This is a genomic window from Massiliimicrobium timonense, from assembly GCF_002160865.1.
Taxonomy (GTDB): Bacteria; Bacillota_I; Bacilli_A; order Erysipelotrichales; family Coprobacillaceae; genus Allocoprobacillus.
Window position 1 is genome coordinate 1 of sequence record NZ_NFLJ01000022.1, and the last position, 18578, is coordinate 18578.

Consider the following 18578-nt stretch of genomic DNA (forward strand, 5'->3'; position numbering starts at 1 on the left):
ATGAGCTGATTTATACAAGAAATGAACAGGGAAGAAAGATTTTACTGCAAGGTAGAAGGGATGCTTTGGCTAATCGACAAAACAGACTTCTTACAAGAAAGAAAGTTAAAGGGGCTTTGGAATAATATATTTCTTTCATTGTTTGAAAATATAGCGAAATAAAATGAGTTTTTAATTATAATAAGTACAAAAAGGAGGAGTAAAAAATATGAGTTTCCCTAAAGGATTTTATTGGGGTGGAGCCACTGCTGCCAATCAATTAGAAGGAGGATGGCAAGAAGGAGGAAAAGGTGTTTCTTGTCCAGATATTTGTACTGGTGGAACAGCAACCGTTAGTAAAAGAATTACACCTGTTTTAGAAGAAGGAACATTTTATCCAAGTCATGATGCAATTGATCATTATCATAGATATAAAGAAGATATTGCATTGTTTGCCCAGATGGGATTTAAAATGTATCGTTTTTCTATCGCATGGACAAGAATCTTTCCAAATGGTGATGAAGAACAACCTAATGAAGAAGGATTAAAATTCTATGAAAGTTTAATTGATGAATGTTTAAAATATGGTATTGAACCAATGGTCACTATTTCTCATTATGAAGTACCATTCCATCTCACAAAGAAATGGAATGGTTGGGCTGATCGTAGAATGATTGACTGTTATTTAAATTTCTGTAAAGCTATCTTTACACGTTATAAAGGAAAAGTCAAATACTGGTTAACATTCAATGAAATCAATAGTGCGACAACACCAATGGGTGGATTTTTATCTCAAGGGATTTTAAACGAAATCAAAACAATGGATTTTATGGATCAGGTTGATAATCCAAATAATCGTTTTCAAGGATTACATCATCAATTTGTTGCCAGTGCTTTAGCTGTAAAAATGGCCCATGATATTGATCCAAACTATCAAGTAGGATGTATGCAAATTATGGCAACAAGTTATGCTTTAACTTGTAATCCAGAAGATGAAATTGTTAATCAACAAAAAGGACACTTAATGAACTGGTTCTGTAGTGATGTTCAATGTCGTGGAAAATATCCAAACTATATCAAGAGATATTTTAAAGATAACAACATTACAGTACATATGGAACCGGGTGATGATGATATTTTAGCGGCAGGACCTGTTGATTTCTATACATGTTCATATTATATGTCAAATTGTCAAACGGCTGACAAATTTAAAGAATCTGGTAAAGGTAATATCTTAGGTGGTGTTCCAAATCCATATCTGAAAGCAAGTGACTGGGGATGGCAAATTGATCCAATTGGACTTCGTTATTCATTAAATGAAATCTGGGATCGTTATCAAAAACCAATCTTTGTCGTAGAAAATGGTTTAGGTGCTTATGATAAGATTGACGAAGATGGAAAAGTTTGTGATGATTATCGTATAGATTATTTAAGAAGTCATATCCAACAAATGCATGAAGCTGTTTTAGATGGTGTTGATTTAAGAGGTTATACACCTTGGGGATGCATTGATTTGGTTTCTGCTTCTACTGGTGAAATGGCTAAACGATATGGATTTATCTTTGTTGAAAGATATGATGATGGAACAGGAGATTTCTCTCGTCGTAAGAAAGAATCTTTCTATTGGTATAAAAAAGTTATTGAAACAAATGGTGAAGATTTAGATTAAAAAATAACCGCACTTTGAGTGCGGTTATCATTTTATAAAGCTATTTATTGAAGTTGATGATTTGATAGCTTTTCAGGTATAAGTTTTTGATAAGTTTGTTGAATCCATTCTTTTGTCAGACCATTATGATAATGATAATGTGATGTTTCATATTGAGTTGTATATTGATCATAAGGAATAAGTTTAAAGTTTTGTAAATGTTCATCATAGTAATTGATAACAGGGATATAGTCAATGTTTTGAATAGAAATTTGATTATTTTCTTCTACAATGTCAAGTGAAACCATCATTGAAACATTATATGCATTTTTAAATTCCTGGTGAGTACGATCGACAATAGGGTCTGCACTTACAAAATTTCCTAGAGAATACATACATAAAGTGCGATTATTATTGATCCATTCCATAGGCTGTGAACAATGAGAATGATTACCAATAATAATATCAACACCTAAATCACTAAGCAATTGAGATACTTCTTCTTGTTGAGTTGAAATATCATATGTAAATTCATTTCCCCAATGCATCATTGCAATCAAGACATCACAGTTTTCTCTGGTTTGAGTCACTTCTTTGGTTAATAAATCTTTATATGCCTGTGTCATTTTTCGGTCGCTAGGACGATTAAATAAAGCAACTTTGGCTTGATTTTCATCACTGACAATTTGATTTGTTGCATATGTATAAGATACAAAACCAAGCTTTATTCCATGAATAGTCATATATTTTCCTTGATCTCTATCATCTTGATTATAGTAAGTGCCCACAGCTAAAATATCTTTTTCTTTTAAGAAATCAAGGGTATTATCAATGCCTTGATTTCCTCGATCATTAGCGTGGTTATTAGCAGTTGAAACGACTTCTAAATCAAGCGATGCTACCTGTTTACCAATTTCACGAGAAGCATTAAAAGAATAGCCTGTCCCAGAAATGTTCAGTTCTTTACCACCAATAGGTGTTTCCAGATTAGCAATGGATAAATCATCATTTTGTAGATAAGGTCTTACCAAATCATAATAGCCTTTATCTTGGCTATCATCTTCGATCCAGTCATAATAAGGCTTCTCATATAATAAATCACCAATAAAATGACAGCTTACTGTGTTTTTTGTTTCTTCTTTTTGAGGTTGTGTTTGTGGTTGCGGTTGACATCCAACAAGCAAAAGGACCAAACAAACAAATAATTTTATTTTTTTCATGAAATCACCATAATGATTGTATAATATTGTCGAAAGCTGTTCAATACCTATGATATAATAAAATATAGAGAAAAGAGGGTTTATATGATTGAAAAAGCAAGATTAGAAGATTGTGATGAGATTTATGACTTAATGTGTATATTAGAAAATCAGAAATTGGATTATGATCATTTTAAACAAACTTATCACCAGGGAATCAATAGTAATGATGTGATATATCTGGTTTATCGACAAGATAAAATATTAGGGTTTTTAAGCTTTCAGATTCATCATTATTTACATCATAATCAAGATACAGGAGAAATTGTGGAACTGGTTGTTTTACCAGAATGTAGAGGCAAACGTATTGGACAACAGTTATTACAGGCTATAGAGAAAAAAGCGATTGATCTTCATTTAGAACAAATTGAATTATCAACATCTACATATAGAAAACAGGCTCATCATTTTTATGAACAAAATGGTTATGAAATGTCGCATTATAATTATACAAAGAATTTATAGGACTATGAAAATAGTTCTTTTTTAATATAACAGCATATAACAGTTGACAACAGTTTCATACTGTTATATACTGTTTATGAACAGGAGGGAGAAAATGAAAATTATTATTAATCATTCTTTAATGACACCTATATATGAACAAGTTGTTGATCAAATCAAAACAATGATAAGAAAAGGAAAACTTAAAGAAAATGATCAGTTACCATCTGTTCGTACTCTCTCAAAAGAGTTGAAAATAAGTGCCCTGACTGTCAAGAAAGCGTACGATAACTTGGAAGAAGAAGGGTTTGTAGTGACAGTTCATGGAAAAGGAACATATGTGAGTGCGAATAATCGTGAATTGTTATTAGAAGAACAAAAAAAGGAAATCGAAGCCGATTTGGAAATGGCCATTCAAAAAGGTAGAAGATGTGGAATCAGTGATGAAGAATTAAAGAGTTTATTTGAGATGATTCTGGAGGGTTAATTATGTTAAAGGTAAAACATTTAAAAAAGAATTATGCTTCATTTTCATTAGACTGTTCTTTAGAAGTCAAACCAGGTTATGTCACTGGCTTGATAGGACAAAATGGAGCTGGAAAGAGTACAACATTTAAAGCTATCTTAGGGTTAATTCAATGTGATGGAGGATCAATTGAAATATTTGGTCAATCTGCTTTGAACGAAGAGGATAAACAGTTATTAGGTGTTGTTTTATCGGATTCAGGTTTTAGTGGATATTTAACAATATCAGATATTATTCCTATATTAGAGAATTTATATAAACGATTTGATAAATCATTCTTCTTACGTATGGTGAATCAGTTTGAATTGCCTAAAAATAAGAAAATCAAAGAATTTTCTACAGGGATGAAAGCAAAATTGAAAATTATCGTTGCGATGAGTCATCAGGCTCAACTGTTGATTTTGGATGAACCAACAGCGGGGCTAGATGTGATTGCGAGAGATGAATTGCTTGATATGATGAGAGATTATATGGCAAAAGATGATCAAAGAGCTATTTTAATCAGTTCTCATATTTCCAGTGATTTAGAAACACTTTGTGATGATGTCTATATGATTCATAATGGTCAAGTGATCATGCATGAAGATACGGATGTCTTATTAAGTGAATATGCTTTATTAAAGGTAGATGATCAACAATTTGAACAGTTGGATAAGGCGTATATCTTAAAATACAAAAAAGAAAGTTATGGTTATAGCTGTTTGACTCATCAAAAACAATATTATAGAGAAAATTATCCTAATATTGTATTAGAAAATAGTCATATTGATGATGTGATGACAATGATGATTAGAGGTGAAAAATCATGAAAGGTTTATTGATTAAAGATTTTAAATTGATGTTAATGCAAAAGAATTTCTTTATCATTATTATTGTTGTGGCATGTTTGATATCAATCAGTTCGCAAGATCCAACTTTTATGATTGGTTTTATAACATTGATTTTATCATTATTTACCGTCAGTACGATTTCTTATGATGAATTTGATAATGGTTATCCATTCTTATTAACACTTCCTTTTTCTAGAAAAACTTATGTTTTAGAAAAGTATGTTTATGGATTGATTTTAGGAACAGGAGCCTGGATAGTATCAGTGATGATATGTAGCTTGATGCTTATTGTTCAGGGGAAGCCTGTGACTTCAGATATGTTGATTGGAGCTTTCGTGATTTTACCGATGTTTCTTGTCATAGAATCATTGATGATACCTGTTCATCTTCGTTTTGGTGGAGAAAAAGGAAGATATGCTCTCATTGCTTGTGTAGGTGTCCTTGTTGTGATTGGATTTGTGGTGATGAAAATAGTGGAAATCTTTCATATTGATGTTCTTCCATTGATTTTAGCTATTGATGCTTTAGGTCCAGTAATGTTTATGGTGATTCTTTTGATGATTGGATTTTTAATTATGTTGGTCTCTTTAAAAGTCAGTCTATCTATTATGAATAAAAAAGAATTTTAGGAGAATCATCAATGGATTTTACAATACTCATGGTTGTGTTGCTTTTAGGGATTGGGATACCGACGAGAAATAAGGCTATTCGAGCTTATCGTCAAAGAAAGAATAGAAAAAATGATCAATGAAAAAAGATTATCAGTTTTTGAGGCTGATAATCTTTTATGTTTATAAATTGTCAATATAATCAATAACTTGATGAAGTGAATCAAGAATACAAGTTGTTTTGTTAGCATAATCTTCATCAGGGTATTTCATATCTGGAATACAAATCACAGATATATGAGCGTTATGGGCTGCTTGTATACCTGCTTCACTATCTTCTAAGACAAGGGCTTCACTTGGCTGAACATTTAACTTTTGACAAGCGTTCAAGAAAACATCAGGAGCAGGTTTACCATGTTCGACTTCATCACCGCAGATGACATCATCAAAATAATTGAGAATACCATTATCAGTCAATAAAACATTCACTCTTTCACGACGACTTGAAGTGGCAATCATTGTTTTATAATGATGTTCCTTTAAATAAGTCAACAATTTCACAAGACCATCTTTTAATGGAACACCATCTCTTGCAAATTGTTCATCCATTAACTGATGTACCTTTTTCGCAACTTTTTCAATAGGAAAATCTTCGCCATATTGATCAAACATTGCGCGTCTTGTTGCTTCCATAGTACGCCCTAATAAAGTTGTATAAAACGCTTTTGTCATTTCTAAGTTCATTGTTTTTAAAACATCTTTATAACATTGATAAGTGACATTTTCTGTATCAATCATTAATCCATCCATATCAAAAATAACCGCTTTTAACATTTTTTATTCCTCCACTTTATATTGAGTATAAAAAAATGATCTATCTGTGTCAATGAAAAAACAAAGATTATGACAAGATTATTTTGCTTATTTTGAATGTTTATATTATAATGGTAACGGTTTGGAGGTTAGAGTATGAATAATATGATGGAAAGATTGGAAACAATCGCAAGAAGATATGAAGAATTAAATGAAATATTAATGGATCCAAGCATTGCAAATGATGTTCAAAAGATGACAGAAGCCTCTAAGGAACAGGCAAGTCTGGAAAATGCTTATCAGTTATATCAAGAATATAAAAAGGTTTTAGATGGAATTGAAGAAGCCAAAGAATTACTTAAAGAAAGTGATCCAGAAATTAAGGAAATGGCTGAACTGGAATTAAGTGAATTAGAAGAAAAGAAACCTCAATTAGAAGAAAAACTTCATTTAGAATTAATTCCTAAAGATCCAAATGATAATAAAAATGTTATTGTTGAAATTCGTGGAGCTGCTGGTGGAGATGAAGGAAATATCTTTGCTGGTGACTTGTATAGAATGTATGTGAAATATGCAGAGTCACAGGGATGGAAGATTGAAGTTTTGGAAGCACAGGATAGTGAAGCTGGGGGCTATTCTTTGATTTCCTTTATGATTAAAGGGGAAGGTGTTTATTCAAAATTGAAGTTTGAATCTGGTTCACATCGTGTACAACGTGTACCAAAGACAGAAACACAGGGACGTGTGCATACTTCTACAGCGACTGTGCTTGTGATGCCTGAAGCAGAAGAAGTTGATTTTGAATTAAATCCATCTGATTTAAGAATTGACACATATCGTGCATCAGGTGCAGGAGGACAGCATATTAATAAAACAGATTCAGCAGTACGTATTACACATATTCCTACAGGTGTGGTAACGACTTCACAGGATGGGCGTAGTCAACATGACAATAGGGATAAAGCCATGAGAGCGATGCGTACAAAGTTATATGAAATGAAACTTCGTGAACAGGAAGAAGCCATTGGCAGCGAACGTCGTAGTAAGATTGGAACTGGAGATCGTAGCGAAAAGATCAGAACATATAACTATCCACAAAATCGTGTCACTGATCACCGTATTGGATTAACAATTCAGCAGTTAGACCGTATTATGGAAGGGAAACTGGATGATATTATTGAAGCTTTGATGAATGAAGATCAAAGATTGAAACTTCTAGGAGAAGAACAATGATTTTAAGAGAACTGATTCGTCAAAGTGAAGCCATGCTTGATGAAAAAGATAAAGACTGTAATGTTGCGAAAGTTCTGTTTTATCATTTGGCTCATAAAGAGCCTCATCAATTGTATCTGATGATGGATGAAGAAGTTGATGAAGAATTATTAAAACAGTTTCAGGATGGTATGCAAAGATATATGAATGGGGAACCTATTCAATATATTAATGGAAAAGAAAACTTTTTCTCTAGAGATTTTATTGTTAATGAAAATGTTTTGATACCACGTTATGAAACAGAAGAATTAGTTGAGAATATCTTATATAAGATTGATGATTATTTTGAGGATTATTCTTCTATTGATTTATGTGATGTTGGAACAGGTTCAGGAGCTATTGCGATTACTTTAGCGTTAGAAGAACCAAAGCTTAAGGTTGTCGCAACGGATATTAGTGAAAAGGCACTAGAAGTAGCGAAAGAAAACGCTAAGGAATTAAATGCTGATGTGACTTTTTATCAGGGCGATATGTTACAGCCACTGATTGAACAGCAACAGAAGTTTGATATATTTGTATCTAATCCTCCCTATATTCCACAAGATCAGGATATTGAAAGTGTGGTCAAGGATAATGAACCACATGTGGCATTGTTTGGGGGAAATGATGGGTTATATTTTTATCGCAAAATCTTTCAAGACGTTAGACAAGTTTTAAAAGATCGTGCTTTATTGGCTTTTGAAATGGGTTTTGATCAAAGAGAAATCATGTGTGAAGCAGTAGAACATTATTTTCCAGACATTCCTTATGAGATTATAAAAGATATCAATGGAAAAGATCGTATGTTGTTTATTTATTATCATTTGAGTTAAGTTTATGGAAAATATATTAGAAACTCCTAGATTATATTTAAGATGTCTGCAATTGACAGATGCTGTGCGTATGAGTGAATATCGTTCAAAAAAAGAAGTTGCTCATTATCAATCGTGGAAAAAGTATTCTATAAAAGATGCAACGAAACGTATTCAACAATGTTTAAAGTTCACTTCTTTTTATCTACCGAAAACAAATTATCATTTGGCTGTTATTTTAAAAGAAAATGATATGATGATTGGTGATTTGTTTGTAGATGTTGTTAATGAAAAAGTTTTTGTTTTAGGTTATACATTGGATAGTGTTTATTGGTCTAAGGGCTATGGAAGTGAGATTGTTGAGGCTTTTTGCCAATATATGAAAGAAACATATCATTTTCAAAAAGTCATTTGTTATGTTTATAAGGATAATCAACGATCTATTCACTTATTAAAGAAATTACAATTTCATCAGTTTGAAGAATCTTATTTCTATCATGATGTAGGTTATATGAAATATTTATAAAGCTTTCATAAAAAAATGAAGGCTTTTTCATATTTTTTCCATATGATTATTGTATAATGATTATAAGTGGGGTGAATAGACATGAAAGTATTATTGATAGAAGATGAAAAACTGATTCGTCAGTTTATTGTGGAATATTTTCAAAAACAGGGTGAAGAAGTCATAGAAGCTAGTGATGGATATGAAGGTTTATCATTATTGGATGAAAGTTTTGATTTAATTTTATTAGATATTATGATGCCTGGTATTGATGGTTATGAAGTTTGTAAACAAGTCAGACAAAAAAATGATATACCGATTTTATTTATTAGTGCATTGAGTGATGATGATAATAAATTAAAAGGATATGATTTAGGAGCCGATGATTTTATTTCTAAACCTTTTACACCTTCATTATTATATGCCAAATGTAATGCGCTATTGAAGCGTTTTAAAAAAGATGAACAACATGAAACCATGATTGAAGAAGGTATTCTGCGTATTAATGATGATACGCATGAAGTATTTGTAGATGGACAACAAACAGCTCTGTCACATAAAGAATATCAGATGCTTATTTATTTTATAGATAATAAACGTAAGATTTTATCACGAGATCAGCTGTTAGATCATATCTGGGGTTATGATTATTATGGTGATCAGAGAATTGTGGATACATATGTCAAAAAGTTAAGAAAGAAATTAAAAGAGGCAGCCCCTTATATTCAAACAGTGGTCAAGATTGGTTATATGTTTGATGTGAAGGAGTCAGTATGAAAAAATTAAACTTTAGTTTAATTATTAAAATTGCCTGTATTATTTTATTGGCTTTTATGGCTGTATTAGGGAATGAAATTCGTTTAGGAATAGAACGTTATATTAAAAATACAGTAGAAACAGATGCTGAGATTACGATTCGTAATTTAGATAAATTTGCGAAAAATTATCTGGAAAAAATAGCTGTTAATAAGGTGGATTTGTCATCTAAACAGTTTTCAAGATTATACCGTCATGCTCTTTCAGGAGATTTAACAAAAATTAAATGTCTGGTTGATAAAAATGGGCAAATACTAGATATGTCAAGAGATGGGGTTGATGGTCCAACATTATCATTAATTATAAATAAAAATGGAACCAATTATGCAACAAGTGTTGATTTTTCATCATTGAGTCAAAATGATTTGGATAAAGTAGAAAAACTGATTTTACAAAACCAAAATACAGAACTTGAAATATCTATTGATGTACATGTTGGATACTATAATCAGTATAATGATGAGATGCGCGATTTAGATTTTAAGACAATCACAATCAACGATCAAACGATTGTTGAACGACAGGTGAGTGGGGAAATCACTCATTTAGAAGGTGTTGCCAGTTCTTATATGAGTGCCAAGATGGAACTTGTGTTTCCTTATTCTGCTGATACATTATCTATATCATCACAATTAAATCAAAAAGCATTATTAACAGATTATCACGATGCCTTTAAAGGACTTCAACAAAAAATCAAAAGAGAATTTCAGAAGTTTAAAGATTCTGGAAAAGAGTTTAATACATCCGTCTATGATTATACACAATATTATTTAATGAGTCCGTATGAATATAATGGGAAATATTATTCAACGATTATGATGCGTTTAGAAGATTGGAACACTGCATCAGAAATGGAAGATGAAGAAATAACTGTTGATGATGCGACAATTGGTTATATTTTTGTAACACAGGAATATAATAATTTACCTATGGATTCTTTTAAACAGTTTATGTATGATAATTCTTCTACATATATATTGGCTTTTATTTTAATCATTGTGATGTGTTTTGTAGTTGCGTATATGATTGTTAGACCGATTAAGCAATTAGAACTGGCAGCATGGCGTATTTCTCGTAAACAATTTGATTATCCTATTGATACATCTCGTCATGATGAATTAGGAGATCTGGCAAGAGGTGTTGATAGAATGAGTAAAGAGCTTGAAAAAACAATTAATGATTTACATCAAGAGATTGATAGAGTTCAACAATTAGAAGTTGTTAGAAAAGAGTTTGTTTCTAACTTTACACATGAGATTAAAACACCTTTAGGTATTATTAATGGTTTTAGTGAGATGGTAGAATTAGAAAAAGATGAGAAAAAACGTAATGAATATATTGAAATCATTCAAAATGAAACCAAACGTATTAATGAACTCGTTTTAGCGATGCTGGATTTATCAAAGCTAGAATCACAAAATATGACATTAGATATGGAAGAAGTGGATTTATTAGATATTGTTGATGAAACATTAGAATCAATGGCTTGTTTATTTGAAAATCGTCATGTTCAGTTAATTACAGATTTGGATTCTAGTATTGTTGAAGCAGATCCATTTAAGATTGGAATGGTCATCACAAACTTTATTGGAAATGCTTTGCATCATAGTGAATCAGGAGAAAAAGTCATTATTCATTTAGATGAACATTGTTTTTCTGTAGAAAATACAGGCGCTTATATTCCAGAAGAAGATATAGAAAAAATATGGTTATCTTTCCACAAAGTAGATAAAGCAAGAAATGAAGGTGGAACAGGTCTGGGACTGGCAATCTGTAAAGCTATTTTAGAGTTGCATCATTTTGAATATGGAGTGCAAAATACAAAACAGGGTGTTTTATTTTATTTTCGTTTTTAATGAAACCAATGGTTGAAAAACTGTTGGTTTTTTTATGTCAAGACCTTGAAAATATGACAAATAATTTAAATGAAAACCTCTATAATGAGTCTAGAGGTGGAAAAAATGGAACTGATTATCAATCCAAGTCGTGTTAAAAAAATCAAATATCAATTCGTCTTTTATATAACACTCATATCTTTTTTAATGTCTATTGTTGATGTTTATTCAACATCATTATTATTTACACTCCCTTTTTTTTATGTGTGTTTTATGTGTGGGTATCCTGCTTTATTGAGTTATTTTATGGGGATATTGATAGGTGTTATTGTTTTACAGGTTCCTTATGAATTGCTTTTCATTAGTGGTATAGCGTTTCTTATTTTAGAATTCTGTTTATTATTTCAATCTATGAAATCACGCTATGTGCCTTATCTTTTAACACTTATTGGGGGTATTTATTATGCTTATGTTCAAATAGATCTGCTTTCAACTTTATTGTTGACAATCCTTACTTATATCAATACCCTTATTTTTACATCATTGACTCCTTTATTAATGCATGGTGAATCAGATTTGTTGACACATGAACGAATGAAATCCTTAACTGTCATTATTTTGATATGTACAATGGGGTTATTACCTTATTCACATATATCAACAATGATTTTGATTCGTATCTTTATATTAATTATGATCTATCATGAATGTTTGGATGATTTATTACCGGGATTATTTTATGGCTCTATGTTGATGTTGTTGATGGATTTAAGTTACAAAGATGATATCTTATCTTTTTTATTACCACTGTTCTTTTTCTATATGATTCCCTGTCATAAAAAAGCAACCATTGTTTCTTTATATTTTGTATCACATCTTATCTTACCTTTCTTTCTTGAATTTCAATATACTTATCATGGTTTCATTGTTGTGGTGAGTGGACTTATATTTTTGATTTTACCTATTCGCCATGATCAGACAGTGCTTTCTTCAAGCTATCAGGAAATGACTTTTAAACAACAGCTATCTAAACAGGTTGATTCTTTTTGTCGTTTATTTGAACAAATGACTGCTTTATTTACAAGAGCACCAGCGCCTAATCGTTCTTTAGAATATATTGGTTATATCTATGAGGATATGTGCCAGAATTGTTCTAGTCAGACAACTTGTTTTCATAAAAAATATGGGCCCCATCGTTTGGTTAAACTCATGAACAAAGGTTTAAAAGAACATTATAATGAAACAGATGAAGATTTTATCCATCAGTATTGTTTGAATCCAGAAAAATATTTGGATTTAGTGAATCAATATCGTAAAGACTATCGCAAGATACAAAGAGTTCAAGAGGAATATAAAACCATGAAAAGTGATTTGTATCATCAGTTTTCTTTATTAAATCATGTTTTCCATCAATTCTCTCATCAGTTGGAAATAGGACATATTGAAGAAAAACATATTTATGAACATATGGAGGGTTATCATTTTCAGTTAGCTCATTTAAAAAAATATTATGAATCACAATCTGTTTATTATTTGGAAATAGGGATTTATGATATTACAAAAGAAGAAATTGAAAATGAATTTATTCCTATTTTAGAATCATATTTAAATGAAACATTGGATGTAGAAATTATGAAAACCCCGATGCATCAGTTAGGTTATACATATTTAGTATTAAAACATCATACACGTTATTTTGTACAATATGGAGTCTGTCAATGTGCCAAAGAAAGTATTGCCTGTGGGGATAGTTATATGATATTTTCAATGAATGAAAATGATTATTTTGCCTTGAGTGATGGTATGGGTCAAGGACAAAAAGCCAGTGATGATTCAAAGTTGACACTGGATGTGATGAAACAATTGATCATGAATGGCATATCTTTAGATGATACAATTCAATCGGTGAATGCTTTATTGAAAATAAAGAATCGTAATGATATGTTTACAACCATGGATATGATGGAAATTAATCTGGTGAGTGGAATGACAACTTTTATTAAATATGGAGCTTGTCCAACTTATATCTTAAGAGATCATGAAATCATAGAAGTTGAATCAAAGACCTTACCAATGGGAATTGTTTCTCCTTTAGAAACAGTGATTCAAAAACAGACTTTAAAAGAGAATGATATAATTTTTATGGTGAGTGATGGTTTTTCTGGACATTTTTATGAGTTCTTGAAAGAAAATGAATATTTGATTGGTGATGATCATCCTAAGGATATTGCTCATTTATTGATGTCTTTAGCGAATGATGAACAACGAAATGATGACATGACAATTATGGTTTTAAAATTATGTAAGCAATAATCCCAAAATATTGGGATTTTTGTTTTGGAATTGGAATTTCTTTGATATAATGTCTTCATGGAGTGATAACATGAATTTAGAATTATTGGATCGTTCAAAATATTATATTATTGGTGTATCTGGAGGTTGTGATTCGATGTATCTTTTAGATACATTAAGAAAACTGGGCTATCATTTATTAGTGGCACATGTGAATTATAATTTCCGTCATGACAGTTATCTCGATTATGAACTGGTCAGTGATTATTGTGCCACTTATGGCATTCCTTTTTACTATAAAGAATATCATTCACAAGATTATCATCAGGGCAATTTTCAAAATCAGGCAAGAACATTAAGATATAATTTTTATAAAGAAATTTATGATTTGTATCAAGTGGATGGTGTGATTTTAGGACATCATTTAGATGATCATATAGAAACGATTTATATGCAGTTATCGCATCATAATACAGTTCACTACTTAGGGATTAAACAGGAAACACATGTTCAAAATATGCGTATTATCAGGCCTTTAATGTGTTTATATAAACAAGATATTTTAAAAAGATGTCAAGAAAGAAATATCCCTTATCATGATGATTATACCAATTTTGAAACTGATTTTGAAAGAGATCGTGTGCGTAATACTATCTTAAATCAGTATACTTTAAAACAAAAAGAAGAACTGATTCAAAAAGCCAAACAACATAATCAAAGAATCAAAGAATTAGAGTTTAAAGTTGAACCTTATTACCAACAATATAAAACAGATGGTATCATTTACTACTATTATATTCCTAAAGAGTTAAGAGAAATCTTTCTTTATTTAATTCTACGTGATGTGATGCCAACACAATTGATTTCTTATGCTTTGATTCAAGAAATCAGACATCAGATAGATAGTGTCAAACCAAATATTCAAATGAATCTACCAGTTAATTATCTGTTCATAAAAGAATACGATAATATCTACATCATTGATAAAGATAAAACAAAAGGTTATCGTTATGAATTTCGAGAATATATGCCTTTTGGCTGTGAATATTTCCATTTATTAGATAGTGGACATATCAATGAAGGGGTTTTTCTATCTCCAGAAGATTACCCTATTACCATCCGTACGATGAAAGAAGGCGACAGCATTATGACTTCTTCGGGGACTAAGAAAGTTTCACGTCTATTTATCAATGCAAAAATTCCTGCTTTAAAAAGAAAAACATGGCCAATTGTAGTCAATCGGGAAGGAACGATTGTATTGGTTCCACATATTGCAAAAAACATTGATTATTTGACTACAAAACCAAATGTATTTGTGATAAAATAGAGAGGCTTATTATAAGGAGTGGAGAAGTATGCATAAAGATGTTAAAGAAATTTTATATACACAACAACAAATTACTGAAAAATGTCAGGAATTAGCGACAATGATTAATCATGATTATCATGATAAAGAAGTGATTTTAGTAGGTTTATTAAAAGGGTCAGTTCCTTTTTTGGCAGAGTTATCTAAATATATAGAAATAGATGTAACTTTTGATTATATGGATGTCAGCAGTTATGAAGGTGTTGAATCTCGTACGATTACAATCAAAAAAGATTTGGATCAGGATGTCAAAGGAAAAGATATTTTACTTGTTGAAGATATTTTAGATACAGGAAAAACTTTAACGACTGTCAAAGCGATGCTTGAAGAACGTGGAGCAACATCAGTAGAAATTGTAACAATGCTTGATAAAAAAGAAGGTCGTACTTATCCAATTGAGGCTAAATATGTTGGATTTGAAATTCCAAATGCTTTTGTGATTGGATATGGATTGGATTTTAATGAAAAATATCGTCAATTGCCTTATGTAGGTATTTTAAAAGAAGAATGTTATCAGTAGTGAAAAGGAGATTGTATGAATAATAAGAATAAAAGTTTAATGAAGGCTATATTGCCTTGGATTCTTGTCATTATTTTATTGAGTTCACTTGTTCCTTTGCTTAATATGGGAAGAACAAATGAAGTCAATTATACACAATTTACACAGATTCTTGAAGAAGAAAAAGTGACTGAAATGTCAGTGATGCCGGGAATCTATGTGACAAGTGTTGAAGGACAATATACAAAAACAGAAGAAGGTAAAGAGGTTAATTACACATTTAAAACAAATGTTCCTCAAACAGATCAGGAGTTAGATTCTTTAATTCAATTAATGGAAGATAAAGGAATCACAGTGCAAATTAGAGATGCCAAGAGTGAAAATATGCTGGTAGATACATTGCTTAGCTTACTACCATATATTTTATTGATTGGTGTGATGTTCTTTGTCATGAGAAGTATTGGAGGTGGCGGTGGAGCCAATGCCAAAGCCTTCGATTTTGGAAATTCTCGTGCAAAATTAGAAAAAGACAGCAAGACAAGATTTACAGATGTTGCTGGAGCAGATGAAGAAAAAGAAGAATTAAAAGAATTAGTAGATTTCTTAAAGAATCCTAAGAAATTTGCAAATATGGGTGCAAAAATTCCTCGAGGTGTCTTACTTGTAGGGCCACCGGGTACAGGAAAAACATTACTGGCAAGAGCAGTGGCTGGCGAAGCCAACGTGCCTTTCTACTCTATTTCTGGTTCAGAATTCGTAGAAATGTTTGTTGGTGTTGGTGCTGGACGTGTGCGTGATATGTTCAAGAAAGCAAAACAGAATGCACCATGTATTATCTTTATTGATGAAATTGATGCAGTTGGACGTCAAAGAGGAACAGGTGTCGGTGGTGGACACGATGAACGTGAACAAACATTGAACCAGTTGCTTGTTGAAATGGATGGATTTAGTGGTAATGAAGGAATTATCATTTTAGCGGCTACAAACCGTGCTGATGTCTTAGACCCTGCATTGCTTCGTCCGGGACGTTTCGATAGACAAATTCAAGTGGCTAATCCAGATAAAAAAGCCAGAGCTGAAATCTTACGTGTTCATGCACGTAATAAGAAATTTACAGATGATGTGAATTTTGAAAACATTGCACAACGTACACCGGGATTCTCTGGTGCTGAACTTGCGAATGTTTTAAATGAAGCAGCATTGTTAGCTGTTCGTTTAGGACATAAACGTATTACTTTAGATGATGTGGATGAAGCGATTGACCGTGTCATCGGTGGACCAGCTAAGAAATCACGTAAATATACTGAAAAAGAAAGAAAATTGGTAGCTTATCATGAAGCTGGTCATGCGATTATTGGATTGACTTTGGAAGATGCCAATAAAGTTCAAAAAGTCACAATTATTCCAAGAGGTCAAGCTGGTGGTTATAATTTAATGACACCTAAAGAAGAAACATACTTCCAGACAAAATCACAGTTAATGGCAAGTATTACTGGATTTATGGGTGGGCGTGTTGCTGAAGAAATTTTCTTTGGTGATGTTTCTTCAGGAGCTCATAACGATATTGAACAGGCTACACGTATCGCAAGAATGATGGTTACTGAATTAGGAATGTCTGAACTGGGACCTATTAAATATGATTCTGGACATGATGCTGTGTTCTTAGGTAGAGATTATTCTTCTACAAGCAATACACATTCTGGACAGATTGCCTATGAAATTGATCAGCAGGTACGTAAGATTATTGATGAATGTTATAACCAATGTCGTCAAATTATCAATGAACAAAAAGATAAATTGATTACGATTGCTGATGCATTATTAGAACATGAAACATTAAATAATGAACAAATTGAATCATTATATAATACAGGACATATGTTAGTTTTAGATAACGGTGAAGATAATCATGATGATCATCAACAGATGCCTCCAGTTGAGGAGAAGAAAGATCCTGTTAATTTAGATGATGATTTATTAGATGAAATGAAATAAGCACTTATGTGCTTATTTTTGTAAGAGGAGAAAGTCATGAAAAGAAGTACAATGAGTAAATTACTGGTTATCATTATTATTGCTTGTATGGTGATACCTTTAATCAGTTATTTTGCATTTGGAGGTTAAAATGAAAGATTATTTAGTCAGAGGAATAGTAGAATCAAAGAACTGTCGTGTCTTTGCATGTACAACAAAACAATTATTGGAAGTGGCAAGACAAAAACATGATTTGTGGCCAACGGCTTCAGCTGCGTTAGGACGTTTTATGTCAGCAACTTTTATGTTGGCAGCCATGAATAAAAATCATGAAAAAATGACTGTCACAATGAATGGTGGAGGAAATATCGGAACAATTATGGCTTGTACAAACAGTGATGGGAAAATTAAGGCATTTGTTGGAAATCCACATGTTCATTATACTTATGAAGATACTGGAAAGCTAGGTGTGGGACTGGCAGTAGGGAATCAAGGGACTTTGCAGGTTATTAAAGATATGGGATTAAAAGAACCATTTGTTGGAACTGTTCCTATTCAAACAGGGGAAATTGGTGAAGATTTTTCTTATTATTTTATGGTTTCTGAACAGATTCCTTCGGTTGTATCATTAGGTGTTCTTGTTGATACGACAAATGAGATTTTATCTAGTGGTGGTTTTATTATTCAGCTTTTACCAGAAGCGAGTGATGAAGATATTTCTTATATTGAAGAAAAAATGAGAAATTTCCCAGCAGTATCTGCATTGTTGAATGAAGGATATACACCAGAAGAAATACTACAGATGATTTTTGAAGATGTGAAGATTTTAGATAGTCAAGATTTATTTTTTGAATGTGACTGTTCTAAGGAAAAAATGAAAAATGCACTGATGACAGTTGGAAAAGATGAAATTCAAGCTATGATTGATGAAGATCATGGTTGTGAAATGACATGTCAGTTCTGTAATTCAAAATATAGTTTTAGTGAAGATGAACTCAAAGAGTTATTAGAGAGTATCCAGTAGGATATTCTTTTTTTGTTCTTTATCTTAAGTTAAAGGAAAGAGTATCTTAAATTAAAGAAAAGAATATATTATTGGTATTGAGGCATGTTATAATTAT

Annotated in this window: 17 protein-coding genes; 15 read left to right on the forward strand and 2 right to left on the reverse strand. The window is 31.6% G+C overall.

The genetic code is table 11. The features are described 5' to 3' along the window. Positions 1-208 precede the first annotated feature (208 nt). Positions 209-1648: a glycoside hydrolase family 1 protein gene (locus tag B5E75_RS08255; RefSeq protein WP_087358277.1), complete on the forward strand. Its 1440-nt coding sequence runs from the start codon at positions 209-211 to the stop codon at positions 1646-1648. 44 nt (positions 1649-1692) lie between these two features. On the opposite strand, the gene B5E75_RS08260 is transcribed toward B5E75_RS08255, so the two are convergent. Beyond that, positions 1693-2847 carry a CapA family protein gene (locus B5E75_RS08260; RefSeq protein ID WP_087358278.1) on the reverse strand — a complete coding sequence of 385 codons (1155 nt, stop codon included), beginning with the start codon at positions 2845-2847 and terminating at the stop codon, positions 1693-1695. Between the two features lie 84 nt (positions 2848-2931). Between B5E75_RS08260 and B5E75_RS08265 the strand changes: the two genes are divergently transcribed. From B5E75_RS08265 to B5E75_RS08280, 4 genes are all read left to right on the forward strand, one after another. Further along, positions 2932-3351 (forward strand): GNAT family N-acetyltransferase, encoded by a 420-nt coding sequence (locus B5E75_RS08265; protein ID WP_087358279.1) that lies wholly within the window; start codon positions 2932-2934, stop codon positions 3349-3351. Between the two features lie 94 nt (positions 3352-3445). After that, positions 3446-3817 (forward strand): GntR family transcriptional regulator, encoded by a 372-nt coding sequence (locus tag B5E75_RS08270; protein ID WP_087358280.1) that lies wholly within the window; start codon positions 3446-3448, stop codon positions 3815-3817. Between the two features lie 2 nt (positions 3818-3819). Then, positions 3820-4665 carry an ABC transporter ATP-binding protein gene (locus tag B5E75_RS08275; RefSeq protein WP_087358282.1) on the forward strand — a complete coding sequence of 282 codons (846 nt, stop codon included), beginning with the start codon at positions 3820-3822 and terminating at the stop codon, positions 4663-4665. After that, entirely contained in the window at positions 4662-5315 is a 654-nt protein-coding gene (locus tag B5E75_RS08280; RefSeq protein WP_087358284.1) for an ABC-2 transporter permease, read from the forward strand. The genes B5E75_RS08275 and B5E75_RS08280 overlap by 4 nt, the downstream gene beginning before the upstream one ends. 162 nt (positions 5316-5477) lie before the next feature. Here the strand turns inward: B5E75_RS08280 and B5E75_RS08285 are convergent, their stop codons facing one another. Continuing rightward, positions 5478-6128: an HAD family hydrolase gene (locus tag B5E75_RS08285; RefSeq protein ID WP_087358286.1), complete on the reverse strand. Its 651-nt coding sequence runs from the start codon at positions 6126-6128 to the stop codon at positions 5478-5480. A 135-nt stretch (positions 6129-6263) separates the two neighbouring features. On the opposite strand from B5E75_RS08285, the gene prfA reads away from it, so the two are divergent. The 10 genes from prfA to hslO all read left to right on the forward strand — a co-directional run bounded on the left by prfA (position 6264) and on the right by hslO (position 18481). Beyond that, a complete protein-coding gene (prfA, locus tag B5E75_RS08290; RefSeq protein WP_087358288.1) occupies positions 6264-7340 on the forward strand; it encodes a peptide chain release factor 1 in 1077 nt (358 codons plus the stop codon). Further along, positions 7337-8191, forward strand: a complete 855-nt coding sequence (gene prmC, locus B5E75_RS08295; RefSeq protein ID WP_087358290.1) for a peptide chain release factor N(5)-glutamine methyltransferase — start codon at positions 7337-7339, stop codon at positions 8189-8191. The genes prfA and prmC overlap by 4 nt, the downstream gene beginning before the upstream one ends. A gap of 4 nt (positions 8192-8195) precedes the next feature. Beyond that, a complete protein-coding gene (locus B5E75_RS08300) occupies positions 8196-8696 on the forward strand; it encodes a GNAT family N-acetyltransferase (protein ID WP_087358292.1) in 501 nt (166 codons plus the stop codon). Positions 8697-8777: 81 nt separating this feature from the next. Continuing rightward, positions 8778-9452, forward strand: a complete 675-nt coding sequence (locus tag B5E75_RS08305) for a response regulator transcription factor (protein WP_087358294.1) — start codon at positions 8778-8780, stop codon at positions 9450-9452. Then, entirely contained in the window at positions 9449-11347 is a 1899-nt protein-coding gene (locus B5E75_RS08310) for a sensor histidine kinase (protein WP_087358296.1), read from the forward strand. Before B5E75_RS08305 ends, B5E75_RS08310 begins: the two co-directional genes overlap by 4 nt. 105 nt (positions 11348-11452) lie before the next feature. After that, positions 11453-13639 (forward strand): PP2C family protein-serine/threonine phosphatase, encoded by a 2187-nt coding sequence (locus B5E75_RS08315; RefSeq protein WP_087358298.1) that lies wholly within the window; start codon positions 11453-11455, stop codon positions 13637-13639. Positions 13640-13709: 70 nt separating this feature from the next. Beyond that, on the forward strand, positions 13710-14945 hold the full coding sequence (tilS, locus tag B5E75_RS08320) for a tRNA lysidine(34) synthetase TilS (RefSeq protein ID WP_087358300.1): 1236 nt from the start codon (positions 13710-13712) through the stop codon (positions 14943-14945). A gap of 28 nt (positions 14946-14973) precedes the next feature. After that, positions 14974-15504, forward strand: coding sequence for a hypoxanthine phosphoribosyltransferase (hpt, locus tag B5E75_RS08325; RefSeq protein WP_087358302.1), 531 nt, complete (start codon positions 14974-14976; stop codon positions 15502-15504). Positions 15505-15519: 15 nt separating this feature from the next. Continuing rightward, positions 15520-17478, forward strand: a complete 1959-nt coding sequence (gene ftsH / locus B5E75_RS08330) for an ATP-dependent zinc metalloprotease FtsH (RefSeq protein ID WP_087358303.1) — start codon at positions 15520-15522, stop codon at positions 17476-17478. Positions 17479-17608: 130 nt separating this feature from the next. Continuing rightward, positions 17609-18481, forward strand: coding sequence for an Hsp33 family molecular chaperone HslO (gene hslO, locus B5E75_RS08335; RefSeq protein WP_087358305.1), 873 nt, complete (start codon positions 17609-17611; stop codon positions 18479-18481). Positions 18482-18578: the final 97 nt, after the last annotated feature.